The organism is Pseudomonas sp. AC112 (genome assembly GCF_979253545.1).
Genome location: NZ_CEEDCM010000001.1, coordinates 633,583 through 651,234 on the forward strand (window position 1 = coordinate 633,583; position 17,652 = coordinate 651,234).

12 protein-coding genes are annotated in these 17,652 nt (G+C 59.7%); 8 read left to right on the plus strand and 4 right to left on the minus strand.

All coding sequences use genetic code 11. The annotated features are described in order from the left end of the window. The first annotated feature begins 47 nt into the window (after positions 1 to 47). Both ygfZ and AC0IYN_RS03105 read left to right on the plus strand, forming a co-directional pair. Positions 48 to 989, plus strand: a complete 942-nt coding sequence (gene ygfZ / locus AC0IYN_RS03100) for a CAF17-like 4Fe-4S cluster assembly/insertion protein YgfZ (protein ID WP_406598104.1) — start codon at positions 48 to 50, stop codon at positions 987 to 989. Between the two features lie 36 nt (positions 990 to 1,025). Further along, positions 1,026 to 1,847 (plus strand): HDOD domain-containing protein, encoded by an 822-nt coding sequence (locus AC0IYN_RS03105; RefSeq protein ID WP_471840500.1) that lies wholly within the window; start codon positions 1,026 to 1,028, stop codon positions 1,845 to 1,847. Here the strand turns inward: AC0IYN_RS03105 and AC0IYN_RS03110 are convergent, their stop codons facing one another. Both AC0IYN_RS03110 and AC0IYN_RS03115 read right to left on the minus strand, forming a co-directional pair. Then, positions 1,848 to 3,233: a sensor histidine kinase gene (locus AC0IYN_RS03110; protein WP_099492533.1), complete on the minus strand. Its 1,386-nt coding sequence runs from the start codon at positions 3,231 to 3,233 to the stop codon at positions 1,848 to 1,850. Then, complete coding sequence (locus AC0IYN_RS03115; RefSeq protein WP_122488009.1) at positions 3,226 to 3,897, minus strand: response regulator; 672 nt, start codon at positions 3,895 to 3,897, stop codon at positions 3,226 to 3,228. The genes AC0IYN_RS03110 and AC0IYN_RS03115 overlap by 8 nt, the downstream gene beginning before the upstream one ends. 235 nt (positions 3,898 to 4,132) lie before the next feature. Between AC0IYN_RS03115 and AC0IYN_RS03120 the strand changes: the two genes are divergently transcribed. The 6 genes from AC0IYN_RS03120 to AC0IYN_RS03145 all read left to right on the plus strand — a co-directional run bounded on the left by AC0IYN_RS03120 (position 4,133) and on the right by AC0IYN_RS03145 (position 12,936). Next, complete coding sequence (locus AC0IYN_RS03120; protein ID WP_457248055.1) at positions 4,133 to 5,425, plus strand: OprD family porin; 1,293 nt, start codon at positions 4,133 to 4,135, stop codon at positions 5,423 to 5,425. A gap of 27 nt (positions 5,426 to 5,452) precedes the next feature. Then, on the plus strand, positions 5,453 to 6,442 hold the full coding sequence (locus tag AC0IYN_RS03125; protein ID WP_170856104.1) for a Bug family tripartite tricarboxylate transporter substrate binding protein: 990 nt from the start codon (positions 5,453 to 5,455) through the stop codon (positions 6,440 to 6,442). A gap of 59 nt (positions 6,443 to 6,501) precedes the next feature. After that, complete coding sequence (locus AC0IYN_RS03130; RefSeq protein WP_458376511.1) at positions 6,502 to 6,960, plus strand: tripartite tricarboxylate transporter TctB family protein; 459 nt, start codon at positions 6,502 to 6,504, stop codon at positions 6,958 to 6,960. Position 6,961: 1 nt separating this feature from the next. After that, entirely contained in the window at positions 6,962 to 8,476 is a 1,515-nt protein-coding gene (locus AC0IYN_RS03135) for a tripartite tricarboxylate transporter permease (protein ID WP_122724860.1), read from the plus strand. After that, complete coding sequence (locus AC0IYN_RS03140; protein ID WP_457239083.1) at positions 8,469 to 9,497, plus strand: AbrB family transcriptional regulator; 1,029 nt, start codon at positions 8,469 to 8,471, stop codon at positions 9,495 to 9,497. Before AC0IYN_RS03135 ends, AC0IYN_RS03140 begins: the two co-directional genes overlap by 8 nt. 163 nt (positions 9,498 to 9,660) lie before the next feature. Next, the gene (locus AC0IYN_RS03145) at positions 9,661 to 12,936 is read left to right on the plus strand and encodes a hypothetical protein (protein WP_457248056.1); all 3,276 of its coding nucleotides are present in this window, start codon (positions 9,661 to 9,663) and stop codon (positions 12,934 to 12,936) included. A gap of 136 nt (positions 12,937 to 13,072) precedes the next feature. On the opposite strand, the gene AC0IYN_RS03150 is transcribed toward AC0IYN_RS03145, so the two are convergent. Together AC0IYN_RS03150 and AC0IYN_RS03155 are read right to left on the minus strand one after the other, a co-directional pair. Beyond that, the gene (locus AC0IYN_RS03150) at positions 13,073 to 15,361 is read right to left on the minus strand and encodes an autotransporter outer membrane beta-barrel domain-containing protein (RefSeq protein WP_471840505.1); all 2,289 of its coding nucleotides are present in this window, start codon (positions 15,359 to 15,361) and stop codon (positions 13,073 to 13,075) included. Between the two features lie 203 nt (positions 15,362 to 15,564). After that, complete coding sequence (locus tag AC0IYN_RS03155; RefSeq protein ID WP_471840507.1) at positions 15,565 to 17,526, minus strand: hypothetical protein; 1,962 nt, start codon at positions 17,524 to 17,526, stop codon at positions 15,565 to 15,567. Positions 17,527 to 17,652: the final 126 nt, after the last annotated feature.

A 17,652-nucleotide genomic window follows, 5' to 3' on the forward strand; every position in this document is an offset into this window, starting at 1 on the left:
GGCGCCCCTCTATGATGCACCCATGACTTTTTGACCTGCGATGACCCATGGCTGACTCTGCTTTCTTCTGCCCCCTGTCCCACGAAGGCGTTCTCGCCGTCCGCGGCGCCGACGCTGCCAAATTCCTTCAGGGCCAACTGACCTGCAACCTCAATTACCTGAGCGACACCCAGGCAAGCCTCGGCGCGCGCTGCACGCAAAAAGGGCGCATGCAGTCGAGCTTTCGCATCCTGCTGCAAGGTGACGGCGTGTTGCTGGCTATGGCCACCGAGCTGCTGGAATCGCAACTGGCAGACTTGAAGAAGTACGCCGTGTTCTCGAAATCCAAACTCACCGACGAAAGCACCGCCTGGGTGCGTTTCGGCCTGGCGAATGCCGACCAGGCCTTGTCCGGCCTTGGCCTGGCGCTGCCCGCCGAGACCGACAGCGTCGCCCGCGCCGATGCCTTGATCGCCGTGCGCGTGTCCCCTGGCCGTGCCGAACTCTGGGTGCCCGCCGAGCAGGCCGACACTGTGCGCAACCAACTCGCTGAACAGCTGCAACAAGCCGACTTGAATGAATGGCTGCTGGGCCAGGTCCGCGCCGGCATTGGCCAGGTCATGCCACAGACCCGCGAGCTGTTCATCCCGCAGATGCTCAACCTGCAGGCCATAGGCGGCGTGAGCTTCAAAAAAGGCTGCTACACCGGCCAGGAAATCGTCGCGCGCATGCAGTACCTGGGCAAACTCAAACGTCGCCTGTACCGCTTGAGCCTTAATGCGGCTGAAATGCCCGAGCCAGGCACTCCGCTGTTTTCCCCCAGCCATAACAGCGCGATCGGCGAAGTGGTCATAGCCGCAAAAGCTGACCAGAGCGTTGAACTTCTGGCCGTGTTGCAAGCCGAAGCTGCCGACAGTGGCGATGTGCACTTAGGCACCCTCGAAGGCCCCGGTCTGCAACTGCTCGACTTGCCTTACACGCTCGACCGTGATCGAGAGATCCAGCGTTAATCGCCGTACTTTTTTGCAACACCCTAGAGATCATGAATGAACAAGCTGGCGGAAAAAGTCCAACAGGCTTTAGTGACGGCCATCGATAACGATGACCTGGTTCTGCCGACATTGCCGGAAGTGGCCCTGAAGATACGCCAGGCTGCCGAAGACCCGGAAATCAGCATCAGCCACTTGAGCAAAGTGATCGGTCGTGACACCGCGCTGTCGGCACGCCTGATCAAAGTGGTCAACAGCCCGTTGTTGCGCGCCACCCAGGAAGTCACCGACCTGCATACCGCCATCACCCGGCTGGGCACCAACTACAGCAGCAACCTGGCGATCGGCCTGGTGATGGAGCAGATCTTCCACGCCCGCTCCGACGTGGTCGAACAAAAGATGCGTGATGTGTGGCGCCGCAGCCTGGAGGTCGCGGGCGTGAGTTACGCCCTGTGCCGCAGCCACAGCCAGCTCAAGCCGGACCAGGCCGCCCTCGGCGGCCTGGTGCACCAGATCGGCGTGCTGCCGATCCTGACGTACGCCGAAGACCACTACGAACTGCTGGCCGACCCAGTCAGCCTCAACCATGTCATCGAGAGCATTCACCCATTACTGGGCGACAAACTGCTGGGGGGCTGGGACTTCCCGGAAATGCTGGCTAAGCTGCCCGGCCAATACCTGGACCTGGAGCGCGACTCGCCCAGCCTCGACTACATCGACCTGGTGCAAGTGGCCGTGATGTATTGCCATCGCGGCACCGATCATCCGTTGGCAAACATTCCGGTTTCCACGCTGCCAGCGATCAAGAAACTGCGGGTCGACCCCTACAGCGACGCCTTGCGCGCCGAGCTGGATGAAGCCCGCTCGATGCTCTACTGATCAACCGGCGATAAAGCTCACCCGCACCTTCAGCCCGGCCTGCTCGCCATCGTGCAGGCTGATCTGCGCCAGGTGCGCCCGGCAGATTTCGCCGACGATCGCCAGGCCCAACCCCGACCCCATGCCCTGCTGACTGCGCCGGTAAAAGCGCTCGAACACCCGGTCGCGCTCGTCCAGCGGGATGCCTGGGCCATCATCTTCCACTTCCAGTACCGCCGGCGCTGTCACCCGCAGGATCACGTTGCCGCCCGGCGGCGTATGGGCCAGGGCGTTGTCCACCAGGTTGCTCAACAGCTCGTTCAACAAAGTGGGCTCGCCGCGCAGCCACACCGGCTCGTCGGCTTCCAGCGCCAGCGCCACACCGCGTGCGTGAGCCAATGGCGCCATGGCCATGCCCAGCTCACGGGCCAACTGGCTAAGGTCAAGTAACTGCGCGCCGCCCTCGGCAATCGCGCGGGCACCATTTTCGATGCGTGCCAGAGACAACAATTGATTGGCCAGGTGAGTCAGGCGGTCAGTGCCCTGGGCTGCAGTCTCCAGAGTGCTGCGCCACGTGGCGGGGTCTTCGGCGCGCAAGCCCAGTTCCAGTCGCGCCTTGAGCGCGGCCAGTGGCGTGCGCAATTCATGGGCTGCATCAGCAATAAACTGCGCCTGGCGCTCGAACTGGCCGCGCAAGCGTTCGGTGAAGTGGTTGAGGGAACGCACCAATGGGCCAAACTCATGCTGCACTTCCACCAAAGGCAACGGCCGCAGGTCGTCAGGCTGGCGCTCTTCCACCGCCGTGCGCAGGCGCTCCAGTGGCCGCAATGCGGCACTCACGGCAAACCACACCAACAGCAACGCGCCGACGCCGAGCATGCCCAGGCGCAGCAAAGTATCAGCCATAAGGCTTCGGGCCATGCTCACGCGGGCCTCGTCGGTTTCGGCTACGCGGATTTCCGCCATGCCGTTCATGTTCGGTTCGGAGACGGCTTTGAGCAAGCTCACCACACGCACCGGCTGGCCCTGGTAGATGGCGTCATAGAAGCGCGCCAGCGCCGGATAGTCATCGGTGCGCGGCGTGCCGGGTGGTGGGCCAGGGAGGTTTTCGTAGCCGGAGATCAGTTTCTGGTCGATGTCGTTGACCTGGTAATAAATACGCCCGGCACTGTCGTAGGCAAAGGTGTCCAGCGCCACGTAGGGCACATTGGCGCTCAGGGTGCCGTCCACTTGGGTCAAGCCGGCAGCAATGGTGCGCGCCGAGGCCAACAGCGTGCGGTCGTAGGCTGTGTCGGCAGCTTCGCGGCCATTCCAGTAGGCGCTCATGCCGCTGGCAAACATCAGCAGCACCAGCAACAGCGCCAGGTTCCACAACAGACGCCAGCGCAGGCTGCTGGGCTTATGCATCGCGGGCTTCCAACAGGTAGCCGAGGCCACGGAAGGTCACGATGGCGATGGGCTGGCCGTCGAGTTTCTTGCGCAGGCGGTGCACGTAGATTTCGATGGCATCGGGGCTGGCTTCTTCGTCCAGGCCAAATACCTGTGCGGCCAATTGCTCCTTGCTCATCACCCGGCCAGGGCGGGCGATCAGTGCTTCAAGCACCGCTTGCTCGCGGGAAGTGAGCGTCATCAATTCGCCGCCTACGGTAAAGCGCCGGGTGTCGAGGTCGTAGACCAACACGCCGCAGGTCTGCTGGCGCTCGCCGCCCAACACACTGCGGCGCAGCAACGCTTTGACGCGCGCCTCCAACTCCGTCAACTCGAACGGTTTGGCGAGGTAGTCGTCCGCGCCCAGGTTCAGGCCATGCACGCGGTCTTTCACATCACTGCGCGCCGTCAGCATCAGCACGGGCAAATTCTTCCCACGGGCGCGCAAACGGGCGAGCACCTCGAAACCATCCATGCGCGGCAGCCCCACATCGAGGATCGCCGCGGCGTACTCCTCACTGCTCAGGGCCAAGTCCGCGGCCACGCCATCGTGCAGCACGTCAACGGTCAAACCCGTGCTCTTGAGCGCTTGCGCGACACTTTCAGCGAGTTGCAGATGGTCTTCAACCAGCAAGACACGCATGGATTTCTACCTCAGTCAGGGGTGGTTGGCACCACGCTTTGCCGGGCAGTTTACAGGCGCCGCCTGCCCTGTGAAGCCCGAAAACATTGAAAGGCAACTGAAAGGTTAGTGAAAGCTTCGCCCTTTAGCATCCAGCCAAGGTGGTCTGTGCCCACCGAGCTGCCTGAAGCGCAGCGCCCGAAAAACGCCTCGAAGCGTTTTCGCCAAAATAAGAACAATAACGGAGTACACAACGATGCTGTCGACACAGCCCCAGGCCCCCTCGCCTGTTCGTTTTTCTCGCCTGACCCAGACCGCCCTTGCCAGTGCTGCTACCCTTGCCGGCTTTTCGCCGCTTAGCCAGGCTGCCTTCTTCGAAGACAGTAGCGCGACCCTGGAAACCCGCAACATGTACTTCAACCGCGACTTTCGCGATGGCACCAGCGCACAGCAATCCAAGCGCGACGAATGGGCCCAGGGCTTCATGCTCAACCTGCAGTCGGGCTACACCGACGGCACCGTCGGCTTCGGTGTGGATGCGCTGGGCATGCTTGGGGTCAAGCTCGACTCCAGCCCAGACCGCACCGGCACCGGCCTGCTGCCAACCCATGACGATGGCCGTGCCGCCGACGAATACTCCAAGCTGGGCCTGACCGGCAAAGTGAAGATCTCGGCCACCGAGCTCAAAATCGGCGCACTGATCCCCGAACTGCCGATCCTCAAGCCCAACGACGGCCGCATCCTGCCGCAGACCTTTAATGGCGGCCTGATCACCTCCAAGGAATTCAAGAACCTGGTGTTCACCGGTGGTCGCCTCGATAAGGCCAAAGACCGCGACGACACCAACTACGAAGACATCGCCCTCAACAATAAGAACAGTCGCTTCCTCAGCGGCGCCACCGGCAAGCACTTCAACTTCGGCGGCGTCGACTATAAATTCGCCGACAAGATCACCGGCAGCTATCACTTCGCCCAACTCGACGATGTGTACCGCCAGCACTTCCTCGGCCTGGTGGCTGCGCGTGCGATGGGCCCCGGCACCTTCGGCACCGACCTGCGCCTGGCCATCAGCGATGACGCCGGCGCAGCACGCGGCGGCAAGATCGACAACACCTCCCTCAACGGCCTGTTCAGCTATGCCCTCAATGGCCACAAGCTCAGCGCCGGCTACCAGCACCTGTCCGGCGACAGCGCCTTCCCGTATGTGGATGGCAGCGACCCGTACCTGGTCAACTTCGTGCAGATCAACGACTTTGCCGGCGCCGAAGAGCGTTCCTGGCAGGCCCGCTATGACTTCGACTTCGCCAAGCTGGGTATTCCCGGCCTGAGTTTCATGAGCCGTTACCTCTCAGGTGACAACATCAAGCTCAAGAACGGCGAGACCGGCAAGGAGTGGGAACGCAACAGCGAGATCAAGTACGTGGTGCAAACCGGCACGTTCAAGGACGTGGCCGTGCGCTTGCGCAACGCCACGTACCGCTCCAACTATTCGGCCCGTGACGCGGATGAAATGCGCGTGCTGGTGAGCTATAGCGTTGCGCTCTGGTAGTAACAACTCATAACAACAAAGACGGAGATAACCATGACCCTTTCACTGCGTAAATTGGCCCTCGCCGCCGGCTGCATGCTGTTCGCCGGCCAACTGCTGGCCGCCGATGAACCCAAGCGCCCGGAATGCATCGCCCCGGCCTCGCCGGGCGGTGGTTTTGACCTGACGTGCAAACTGGCGCAAAGCGCGCTGGTCAACGAAAAGCTGCTGAGCAAGCCGATGCGCGTGACCTACATGCCTGGCGGCGTAGGCGCGGTGGCCTACAACGCCGTGGTCGCCCAGCGTCCTGCAGATGCCGGCACGCTAGTGGCCTGGTCCAGCGGTTCGCTGTTGAACCTGGCCCAGGGCAAATTCGGTCGCTTCGATGAAAGCGCCGTACGTTGGCTCGCAGCGGTCGGCACCAGCTACGGGGCCATCGCGGTGAAAGCAGATTCGCCCTACAAGACCCTCGACGATCTCGTCAAAGCCTTGAAGAAAGATCCGGGCAGCGTGGTGATCGGTTCCGGCGGCACCGTTGGCAGCCAGGACTGGATGCAAACCGCCCTGATCGCCAAGGCGGCCGGGATCAACCCGCGTGAACTGCGTTATGTAGCCCTCGAAGGCGGCGGCGAAATTGCCACCGCCCTGCTCGGTGGCCACATCCAAGTAGGCAGTACCGACATCTCCGACTCCATGCCGCACATCTTGAGCGGCGACATGCGCCTGCTGGCCGTGTTCTCCGAACAGCGCCTGGACGAGCCGGAAATGAAGAATATTCCGACCGCCAAAGAGCAAGGCTACGACATCGTCTGGCCGGTGGTGCGTGGTTTCTACCTCGGGCCAAAAGTCAGCGATGCCGACTACGCCTGGTGGAAAGAAGCGTTCGACAAACTGCTGGCCTCGGAAGAGTTCGCCAAGCTGCGTGACCAGCGCGAGCTGTTCCCGTTCGCCATGACCGGCCCGGAGCTGGACACCTACGTGAAGAAACAGGTGGCTGACTACAAAGTGCTGGCCAAAGAGTTCGGCCTGATCCAGTAATCGCCCCTCTTTTGTGCGGCCACGCCCCTTGACCCAGTGGCGTGGCCCAGGAGTTTCACATGCTCTTACAACGCATTTTCGCCGCCGCGCTGCTGCTGGCCTGTGCCGGCCTGGCGCTGATGGCCTGGCCGTACCAGGCGTCGTTTTCCTACGAGCCGGTGGGCCCTCGGGCCTACCCGCTGCTGATGCTCGGGCTGATGAGCCTGGCACTGATCTACATGTTGTTTCGCCCCCAGCCGACCAAGCACACGGAAGAAGAACCCGCGCTGGACCGCGAGACCCTGGTCAAGATCGCCGCGTGCGTCGCGCTGTTGATCGTGTTTGCCGGCACGTTCGAACCCCTGGGTTTCATCCTCAGCAGCATGCTGATCGGCATCCCGATGGCGCGCCTGTATGGCGGCCGCTGGATGCCCAGCGTGGTGATCGTCAGCCTGATGGCGATTGGTCTTTACCTGCTGTTCGATAAAGCCATGGATGTGCCGCTGCCCCTCGGCCTGCTCGACGTTCTGGAGAACTGATATGGATACTTTCGGCTATTTGGGCCAAGGCTTCGGCGTTGCACTGTCCCCTTACAACCTCATCACCGCACTGTGCGGCACCCTGATCGGCACCGTGGTCGGCCTGTTGCCGGGCCTGGGCCCGATCAACGGCGTGGCGCTGTTGATCCCCATCGCGTTCGCCCTGGGCCTGCCGCCGGAATCGGCGCTGATCCTGCTGGCAGCCGTGTACCTGGGCTGCGAATACGGCGGGCGTATCAGCTCGATTCTGCTGAACATCCCGGGCGAAGCGTCCACCGTTATGACCACTCTCGACGGCTACCCCATGGCCCGCAAAGGCCTCGCCGGTGTGGCGCTGTCGCTGTCGGCGTGGAGTTCGTTCATCGGCGCGTTTATCGCCACCTGCGGCATGGTGCTGTTTGCGCCGCTGCTGGCCAAATGGGCGATTGCCTTCGGGCCGGCGGAATATTTCGTACTGATGGTGTTTGCGATTGTCTGTCTCGGCGGCATGGCCGGTGACAAACCCTTGAAGACCTTTGTTGCAGCGCTGATCGGCCTGTTCCTGTCGGCTGTCGGCATCGACGCGAACAGCGGCGTGTACCGCTTTACCGGCGACAACATCCACCTCACCGACGGCATCCAGTTTGTGGTGTTGGTGCTGGGCCTGTTCTCTATCAGTGAGATCCTGTTGCTGCTGGAAAAAACCCACCGTGGCCAGGAAGCCGTGAAAGCCACGGGCCGCATGATGTTCAACCTCAAGGAAGCGGGCGCGGTCTTTGTCGTCAACATCCGCTGCGGTTTGCTCGGTTTCATCATGGGCGTGCTGCCCGGTGCAGGTGCCACGTTGGCGTCGGCCGTTGCCTACATGACCGAAAAACGCCTGGCCGGTGCCAGCGGTAAATTCGGCCAGGGCGACATGCGCGGCCTCGCCGCTCCGGAAACCGCGATTGGTGCGTCCGCCTGCGGCGCCCTGGTGCCAATGCTGACACTCGGCGTTCCCGGCTCGGGCACCACGGCGGTGATGATCGGCGCGCTGTCGCTGTACAACATCACCCCGGGCCCGCTGCTGTTCCAACAGCAACCGGACATCGTCTGGGGCCTGATCGCCTCTTTGTTTATCGCCAACATCATGCTGGTGATCCTCAACATCCCGATGATCCGCATTTTCACGCGCATCCTCGCCGTGCCGAACTGGGCGCTGGTGCCGGTGATCGCGATCATCACCGCGATCGGTGTGTACGCCGTTCACGCCACCACCTTCGACTTGTTCCTGATGGTCGGTATCGGCATCTTCGGCTACATCCTGCGCAAGCTCGACTTCCCGCTGTCACCGGTGCTGCTCGGCTTCATCCTCGGCGGCTTGATGGAACAGAACCTGCGCCGTGCGCTGTCGATCTCCAACGGTGACCTGCAGATCCTGTGGTCGAGCCCGATCACCTTTGGCGTGTGGGTGCTGACCGCGCTGATGCTGGCCTTCCCGTTGATCCGCATCTACCGCAAACGTGCCCTGCAGCGTCGTGCCGTGGCCGATGTCTGAGGTCAGCTTTAAACATTGGTGGGGAACACCGCTGGTCGGCCTGGCCGGCGGTTACCTGGCCAGCCTGGTTGGCTGGCCTTTGCCGTACATGGTCGGTTCGTTGCTGGCGATCATCCTGGTACGTTGCCTCACGCCGTGGCAGTTGGCGGAGATTCCCGGCGGGCGCAAATGCGGCCAATGGGTGGTGGGCATCGGCATCGGCCTGCACTTCACGCCAGTGGTGATCGAACAGGTGATGAGCCACTTCGGCCTGATCTTCTTCGGCGCGCTGGTCACCAGCCTGTCGAGCGTGGTCGGCGTGTGGTTGATGCGCCGCAGCGGTGAAGACCGCGCCACGGCGTTCTTCTCCAGCATGCCGGGTGGTTCCGGTGAGATGGTCAACCTCGGCGCGCGCAATGGCGCGGTGTTGAGCCGTGTCGCGGCGGGGCAGAGCCTGCGGGTGCTGGTGGTGGTGCTGTGTGTGCCGGCGATCTTCAAGTACTTGCTCGAAGGCGGTACACCGCAGTTTCATCCGGCGCCGGTGAGTTGGCCGTGGCTGCTGGCGCTGTTTCCGCTGGGCGCCTTGGTCGCCTGGGGTTGGCAGCGCTTGCGCCAGCCGAACCCTTGGTTGTTCGGGCCGTTGCTGGTGAGTGCGACGGCCAGCGTGGTCTGGGACCTGCATATCGGCCTGCCCGATGGCGGCAGCCAGATCGGTCAGTGGTTGATCGGCAGTGGCTTGGGTTGCCACTTCAACCGGCAGTTCTTTCGTCGGGCGCCGTCGTTCATGGGCCGTACTTTGATCGGCACGGCGTTGACCATGGCGCTGGCGACATTGGCGGCCGTGGGGCTGAGTGCGTTGACACACCTGGATCTGCGCTCATTGACCCTGGGCATGATGCCCGGTGGCATTGCCGAGATGAGCCTTACAGCCGAGACCCTGCAACTGTCCGTGCCACTGGTGACGGCGATGCAGGTGATGCGCTTGTTGTTTGTGTTGTTTCTGGCGGAGCCGTTGTTCAGGCATTGGAACCGCCCGTCTTAACTCTTCTGGGATGGCAAGCTCCGCCCCCCTCATTACCGTTTGTCGGCACTGTCATTTTTCACAGCTAGTCGGCCAGCGACCGCGGGCGTTGAATCGAGCCAGCGACTGTCGACGCTCCATCGGGCTTCAGATCGCGTCGATTCTATCTAACAGGATGCCGATCATGACCTACGACCAAAACCCTGAACCCAGTAATGATGACGAATCCAGTGTTCCAGCCTTGACTGCAAGCTCTCGCAACGTAGCGAGAAACCAACTAGTCAAAGTCCGTAGCCAAGTGTCGGGTGGGCTGCCACCTAACCTTTATCGACGCGAAGGCTTCACGTCTCCACCGCCCGCCGGGGCGATCTTGAATGACAAGGCTTTTATCAATACGCCCTTCAGCGTGCTGCCCTTGTACCTCCCCACACTCTGGAACCCTGTCCCGGGCCACGACGGTGGGCTCAATGCTGCAGCCTTGATAGTCAACCAATTTGGTGTGATCTGCATCGTAAATGCATACCTGGACCAAAAAGAGCACGATTTCATCAGCCTCAGGGTCAACGGGACACAAGTTACATTCCACATTGTCACCGACGATGAAGCCTCCAAGGGCAAGGCGATCGTCCTGTTCATCAACAGCAGTCGCTTTTTCGACCAGGCCAACAATACGATACAGGCCTTTGTAACGCCGGAGGGTGGCGACCCCGTGCCGTCCAAGCTCTTTAATATTTTCGTTGATCGCCAACTACCGGTCAGCCCATTCCCAACCTTCAACAAGCCCTATAACGAAAACATGGCCGTGTTGAAGTTTACCGACCCGTTGATTGAAGCTTTTGGTCTCGTAACCCTAGCCCAGATGCAGCTCGGCACCGAGGTAGAAATCGCCAACTACCCGCTGGACAGGTCATTGCCGCAAGTTCACTGGCGCAAGGAACATGACGTCATCACCGTGAGTATCGGCGGTGCAACAGCCAGTCATACGGTCACCGCTTTTGAAGCCGCTAGCAATGACCCCATCAAATTCACCCTGTATTTCGGTTTTTGGAGCCAAGTGCCCGACGGCGTTCGGTTAGCCGAATGGAATGTACTGGACAAGGTCGGCAACCCCTCCCCCGGGGCCTCACCGCCTCGGCTGATACAAGTGGACTCCGGTGCTTCGACCGAGCCGCTGCTGAAAGCGTTACTTGCATCCGAATCCGATTACGACCCAGTACGCGATCTGGACTTTATCGACACGCGACATCTTGTCGTCGATACGCCGCTGGAACTGCTGATCCGCAACCAAGGCTACCTCCTCGACGATACGGTGATCATTACGGTTAGAGGGCTTGCCGCAGATGGCACTTCCTCCGAAAAAATCATCGACTACACGGTCAACTCGATTACACCGATCCGTGTGTACATCCCTCTGGACCTTGATTTTCTCTTACTGCTATCGGGCGGCCTGATTCTGATCACCTACAAACGGGTTCGACCAGGCGTCGCTGATCGCCCGTCAGAAGGTGTGTTGTACGCTATCGATGGTGAACCCGTTGAGGACGGTCTCAAAGCACCGATAGTGTTGGACCTCAACGAGGGTGCCTTACCAGCTGATACCAACCCGGTGAGAATTGTGGTTCCGCGTTACTTCGGCCAGTTACCGAATGACCGCGTTGACCTCATCGTGACGGGCCTGACAGCTGACGGAAGACCAGTGTACGCGACGTTTACAGACATGGCCGGCACTGGCGATCTGACGTTCCTCTTGGACAACCCCTTCTTCGCCGCACTGAACGGTGGCTACTTCGTTGCGTACTACGAGATCAATGGCGCTGCCCAGCGACCCGCATCGAAGTCGGTCACTGTACCGGTCGGCGATGCACAAGCGGTACTACCACCACCGTGGACATTGCAGGCAACACCTCCCGACCACACGTTCGACCCCGCCATCAGCCTGGCAAACCTCAACGTACGCGTTGACCCCCATCCGGTAATTGTCGAAGGGGCCCAGATACGGCTGTTCGCCATTGGCACTCAGCCAGGAGGTAGCTTTACAAGCAACTGGTTCAACGTGGACGACAACTGGGAGGGTTCAGTCGTGCCGTTTACCGTTCCACGACTGATCGTACTAGCCAACCTGAACAGCACGATGAGGTTGTACTACGAGGTCATTCCCGCACCAGGTGCCGCTAATCTGTTTTCACGAGACCTGGTTATCAATGTCGGCATGGCGTTGAGGCTCCCTACGCCACCCAAGGTGCTGGAGGCGACGGTCATTTCGCCTACCGAAGCCGAGATGAACCCACTGCATGTACGGCCGCCGTCGCCCACCATCGTCACCATCCAGGTGCCTGCTACCGACTTGTTACCCACCGATGATGTAACTGTTCATATTGTGGGTATGCCTGGCCTGGGCGAACCCGTCATCCCGTCCAAACCTGGTGTGCCTGACGCAGGTGTGGATTACATTTCTTTCCCCATCCTGAGTGATTTCGTGGCCGCTTACCTGGGGAGTTTCTGCCAGGTGTTTTTCACGGTTATGCGCAATGGCAACCCTGTTCCGTCAGCCATCCTGACGCTCAGGGTCACGGCATTACCATCTAGTACGCTGGACATCGTTTCAGTACCTGAGGCGAATGGCACTTCAATTAACGTGAACACCGCCAACAACGTGAAAATCGACCCATGGCCATTCTTCAAGGCGGGACAACCGGTATTCATTGAACTGGAACACACAGCCGGCGACCTGACGTTGCGTGACGGCCTGGTTGTCACCCCATCCGAGTTCACAGCGGGCCGTACTCTGGACCTGATCCCAGGCGATTACCTCAAGACAAAACCCAATGGCAGCTCCCTGACTGTTAGGGCCAAGGTTGTCTTGAATGGGACTGGCCTTGAAAGCGGAGCGATAGCTTTGACTCCCAGGACCTACACCCTAAGCTCGGTGCCACCGCTAACTATTCCCGGTGATACCAGGTTTGTAAATCTCGGCGGGTGGCTGCTTAAAAACTTTGGTATCACCGAGCTTGCGTATGGGCTCACCACTCGTACAGCTTCGGGAGGCAAAGGGCCCTATAGGTACTCCAGCAATAGTAGTGCAGTCATTGTTGAAGCTTCGTCAGGGAGGGTCACACCCAATGGCACTGGTACTGCAACCATCACAGTGACGGATAGTTCGCAGCCACCGCAGTCGGCAACCTACCAGATTCAAGTTTCGGGGTCTTACTCAACCCTTACGTACATTGGTATATTGCCATGGGCGAATGCCAATGCCAGCGGACGGTTGCCCACAATCAGTGAATTCTCCTCGCTGTATTGGAGATTCAGTAGCGCATTTCCACTAAGCGGTTATTACTGGACTGTACACCCAACAGCCGGCCAACCTAACGTTTACCACATAGTCGAAGTGGTGAGTGGCTCAGGCTTGAGTTGGGATGCGTGGAGTTCGGGCAATAATCAGTCTGTCGTTATCTCGTAGCGCAGGCTTGCATACAACAACGATGGACCAAACCAGATGATAGGCCGGCTTAAGCTTCAATTTTAAATTGAAGCCTGTAAAAAAGCCCCGTATCAAGGATACGGGGCTTTTTAATAGGTGCTGATTTTATGCAAACTTAGAAATCATACCGCACCCCCACATTCACCCCCCACGGCTGATCAACACTCTTGCCCATGCTGCGCTCTACATCGGCGTGAACCTTCCAGTTCTTCGACACAGCCATGGCCAGACCAGCTGCCATTTCAACCCGGGTACCCGACAAATCGTTGTTGAAGTTGTTGCCGTTCACCGACACCTTGTTGCTCTGGTTGAACTCATGGGCAACGGCAGTGCGCAAGTACGGCTGCAACACACTGCCTCCGTCCAGTTGGATGTCACGCCCGGCGGTCACACCGGCCTTGCCCACCACCGAAGCGGTACGCGCGCCCTTGGCTTGCAGGCCGTTATCCAGCTCGTAGCTCTGGCGCTGGATGATCGCCGTGGCCAATTGGCCGTAAGGTTCCACGAAGAAGCCGTCGTCCAGCTTGATGTGACGGCCCACTTCGGCCGAGGCGGTTACCGCATTCTGCGTGTAGTTGCCCTTGGCTTTCTTGCCGTCACTCATTGCCACGTTGGACTCGTTGTGCAAGCGGTTGAACTTGAGCACGCCATCGAAGTAGAAGCCGCTCTCAGCGTCCAGCCACGTGGCGTAACCACCGGCGTAGTAGCTGTTGACGGTGGCTTTGCTGCCACGGTTCAGGTCCAGGTCGGAGGTGCTGTGACCGGCCAGGAAGCCTGCCAGCCATTGGCCGTCGCCGCCGGACAACGGTACGTCGGCACCCAGGGTGAAGCCACGCTGGACCTGGTTGTACTGCACACCTTTATCGCGGTTGTTCACTTCAAACTTGTTGCCGTACGTACGGCTCCACAAGCCGCTGGACTTGCCATCGCTGTGACGCAACTCCCCCATGCGGGTACGCAGGTTGGTCATTTCACCGTAGAGCACGCTCGGCGCTGCGTTGGCCAGAGCCAGAACGGAGTGGGTACTCGGGCTGATGACCTTGCTGTCCGGGTCCAGCAGCCAGTCTTTGCCTTCGTTGTCGTTGACCAGGCTGTAGGAGTAGGTCCCCACGTCCACGCGGTCACCCAGCAGGCTGAACTTGGCGCCGCCATCTGCGGTGTGTACCACGTGCAGGCGATCATCGCTCAAGGGGTCGGCACCGCTGCTGGCGATCAGCAGTTTGTGGTCACCCGACGACGTCCCGGTAACGTTAAGGAAGTCACCGGTCAAGGTGGAGAAATCCGCCGTCATGATGAAGGTGCCGTTGCCCGACAGGTTTTCCACGTCCAGTTGATAGAACACGCCCGGGTCGCCAAACTTGACGTTGCCGCCGCTCAGGGACAGGTCGCCCACTTGCTGGTTGTCGACCATCACCCAGGTGGCGTCGCTATTGATCGCCAGCTTGTCGACGTTCTCCAGACGGCCAGTGAGGATCGAGCCGTTGCTCAGGCCAACGCTGGCGCTGCCGCCGTTGTTGATCACGTCGCCGTTCATGATGGCGTGGTCGAGGCTCAGGTCCAGGGCGCTGCCGGTGCCCACTTGGATGTTGCCGGTCAGGGCGCTGTTGTTGACGCGCATGTTGGCGTTGCCGCCCCCCGTCAGCTCGAGCATGTTGCCGTTGCCGCCGACCAGGGTGGAGCCATTGCGCACGTCGATTTCAGCAGTGAACGGTCGCTCTACGCTGATTGCCGGACCATTGAGCCCAACCACCCGCGAACCGTCCAGGGTCAATTGAGGCGTTGCAGGCACGCTCAGGCTCTCACCCGTCATTACCACACCACTGGTAGCCCCTATAATTTCACTGCCGGTTGCAATCGCCGCGCCCCCCTGCAGCACCAAGCCCTGCCGGCTTTGCCCTGTCAACGTAGAGTTATTCAGCTCCAGCAGGCTATGGGAGGTGACGTTGGCTCCCCAGGTTGCACCGATGACTTCGCTGCCATTGACCTGTGCATAGGAACCAGTCGTCGTGCCCGGCTGGCGAGCCACGCTCAAGCCGCCGCTGAAATGGCTGGTAATCTTTGTGCCGGTGATGACTGCGTTCGAGTTGGCCAGGGTAATCGCCGCCTGGGAGGCGTGTGCCGAGGTCACAGTGGCACCGGTCATGGTCAGATTGGAGCCGGTCGTAGCCCGGATTTCCTTGACCGTCGCGCCGTCGTGGACAGTGAGCGTCGCACCGTTCTGGGCAATGTAATCGGTAGCGCCTGTACCGGGATAGACGTCATGTTTGCCGCTACCGACATTACCGTCTACGACGACCGCGGAGAGTGCTTGCTCGCTCAGCAAGTAGAGCGGGGCAACCGCCATGAGTTTGATGATTGACGATAAACGCGACAAGCGAAAACGATGGGAAGTAATAGAAGTCATGCCATGTAGTCTCAGAAGTAAATACCAGTTCGAATCCGGACCCCGTATCGAATAGGTTTCCGTTTTCTTCGGCGCAGAGACTAAAGACCTGACCTCCCAAGCCCTGTAGGACTTTCCTTAAGGTCACGCGGGTAGCGACTAAAGGTCATTACACAAAAAAGCCTCACCCTTTCAATCAGAAAGGATGAAGCTTCAACGTTGCTTCAAAGCGTACCGTTACGACGTGACGCCCCCGGAACGCAACTACCCGGCACACCACCGCCAGTACCGACGAGGTCCCAGGCCGCCCTGACCTCCTCGGAGATGCCCCTATCGCCTGTCGAGGGGCGATAAAGTTTCCAGCGCACGCCAACATAGCCTCGACCTGTAGTACCCGTGTGGTCTTCGAACCAGGCTCTCAAATCCATTGGCACAACCAGACCAAGATTGACATCTGAACTGTTGAGTGTGAACCACGCACTCTCTATGGGCGTACCGATAGGCACACCGATCGGTGCAGTAGGTGGGACATACGCATACCTGACCGCCTCAATCATCACTTCATCGTCGATCTGGAGCAATCCAGAATCCAGGACCTGGATGGGCACACCCAGCCAAGGACTTCTTGTGCAATTGATGTAGTAGCTGAAGTTCGTCTGGCCGGTAACAGGCTGGGCGTTACTAAAGATCGCATCGGCCAGGCCGTTTAGATTGAAGACTTCTACGATGACGTCTTGATGTGGCGAATGTTTGTAATTGACCGCATCACGGATGAGGCAGAAAAGGGGAATAGTACCGTTCCCCGTCCCATCGATGTCATCCCAGTCCACGGTAACCGTCACGGTAAAGTCTGGGGCTTCGGCCCCCGTCACAGGATAGGTGGCGACAACATTGCCCGCATAGACAAAGTCAATGAAATCACCTGTCTCCAGGCCGGGTGGCAACAAGAAGGTTGCGGTGGCATCAAATCCACGGTCTTTTTCCGAGAGACGATTGAGTGGCCTTGGCAGCGGTCCTCCGCCAATCAGATCAGGCTTGGCCAGGTTGGAGTCTACCGGGCCTGGGTCCGGGTTGGTGACGCCCGGCTCACGCAGGTCGACGTCTACCTGCGTGCCTGGCCCTGGGTATGTGCTGCCGTCCAGGCGTTCAACAGTGAGTTGAATGTCCGCAGTGTAAAAGTCCCCGCCCGCCGCAATAGCCGCAAACGGCGCGGGAATGTCCATCGGGAAGATGCCCATGCCGAGGGCTTGCCGGTAGATCTCAACCGTTCCCCAGCGAACCACCAAGATATCTGAGGGCAGATGGCCGGTAAGGTTTTCCAGGCGCACCGTCGCACTGTTGCGGGCTTCCTCTTTATCGACCACGGGCTCTTCCAACACCGACACAGTACCGAATTCCGGTGGATCGTTGAGACTGACCCGCACATACGCCGGAAGGGAGAGGACGGTGCTGTTACCAGAACGATCCTCCAGGCTATACCGCACAGGGATTTCGCCTGACCTTGCCAGGATCATCGCGGTGGGAATGGTCCCCTCAATGTCTCCGGTCAGCGGAACGCTATCCGCCACCGGAAGCTCGCTCGTCCCGACATAAACCTTATAAGTATCTCCCCCGCGACGATCGGCAGGATTAGGAATAATGAAATCAAGTCCGGCTTTTCCCTCCAAGTCAGCAGGAGTCAGATCCGAACCGTAATCTTCCAGTCTGATCAAACCAGGTTGGTTGTTGTAGTTAGGGTCCTGCACATCCACATAGACCCGGGTGATGTTGTAGTTAACGTCATTGGCGCCGAAATTGACTACATGCACCCGGATGTCCTTGATGCCATGAGTCTGCAACGCGGATTTAGGCCCCAGATCCACCATCACAGGGTCTGGCAGAGCGTCGGTCTGGTCATAGGTCCTGATCTCTATAGGCCTGTCGTTAACGAATACGGTGAGTGTTTCAAAGTCATTGAGAAAGCCACTCCGATCCCACAGCCGGATGGACAGCACCACGCCCCGCAGTTGCATGTCCCTGTCCACAATATTCCTATGTGAGTCCCCAGGAATAGCGGGTAACAACCCGTCGATCAAAGGGGCAGGCTCAAGTGTGGGATCAATGACGGGATCTTCCCAATCTTCCATGGGAAACTGCGGTTGCGCGGACGTTTTTTTATTGATGATGTTTTGGGGCTTGTTGGACATGGTGCACACTCCTGGTAGGAACAAGTTTTCACCCCGGTCACCCCGGGCCGTCTATGGGGAAGAGCGAACTACGACCGACAACTACCTGGTCTTGCGAACCTGCTGATCTCGTGTCCATTAAATGTG

What these genes read in the sequence shown, in the direction of transcription:
- ygfZ (WP_406598104.1), top strand. Translation starts at nt 48, where the DNA reads ATGGCTGACTCTGCTTTCTTCTGCCCCCTGTCCCACGAAGGCGTTCTC.
- AC0IYN_RS03105 (WP_471840500.1), top strand. Translation starts at nt 1,026, where the DNA reads ATGAACAAGCTGGCGGAAAAAGTCCAACAGGCTTTAGTGACGGCCATC.
- AC0IYN_RS03110 (WP_099492533.1), bottom strand. Translation starts at nt 3,233, where the DNA reads ATGCATAAGCCCAGCAGCCTGCGCTGGCGTCTGTTGTGGAACCTGGCG.
- AC0IYN_RS03115 (WP_122488009.1), bottom strand. Translation starts at nt 3,897, where the DNA reads ATGCGTGTCTTGCTGGTTGAAGACCATCTGCAACTCGCTGAAAGTGTC.
- AC0IYN_RS03120 (WP_457248055.1), top strand. Translation starts at nt 4,133, where the DNA reads ATGCTGTCGACACAGCCCCAGGCCCCCTCGCCTGTTCGTTTTTCTCGC.
- AC0IYN_RS03130 (WP_458376511.1), top strand. Translation starts at nt 6,502, where the DNA reads ATGCTCTTACAACGCATTTTCGCCGCCGCGCTGCTGCTGGCCTGTGCC.
- AC0IYN_RS03135 (WP_122724860.1), top strand. Translation starts at nt 6,962, where the DNA reads ATGGATACTTTCGGCTATTTGGGCCAAGGCTTCGGCGTTGCACTGTCC.
- AC0IYN_RS03140 (WP_457239083.1), top strand. Translation starts at nt 8,469, where the DNA reads ATGTCTGAGGTCAGCTTTAAACATTGGTGGGGAACACCGCTGGTCGGC.
- AC0IYN_RS03145 (WP_457248056.1), top strand. Translation starts at nt 9,661, where the DNA reads ATGACCTACGACCAAAACCCTGAACCCAGTAATGATGACGAATCCAGT.
- AC0IYN_RS03150 (WP_471840505.1), bottom strand. Translation starts at nt 15,361, where the DNA reads ATGACTTCTATTACTTCCCATCGTTTTCGCTTGTCGCGTTTATCGTCA.
- AC0IYN_RS03155 (WP_471840507.1), bottom strand. Translation starts at nt 17,526, where the DNA reads ATGTCCAACAAGCCCCAAAACATCATCAATAAAAAAACGTCCGCGCAA.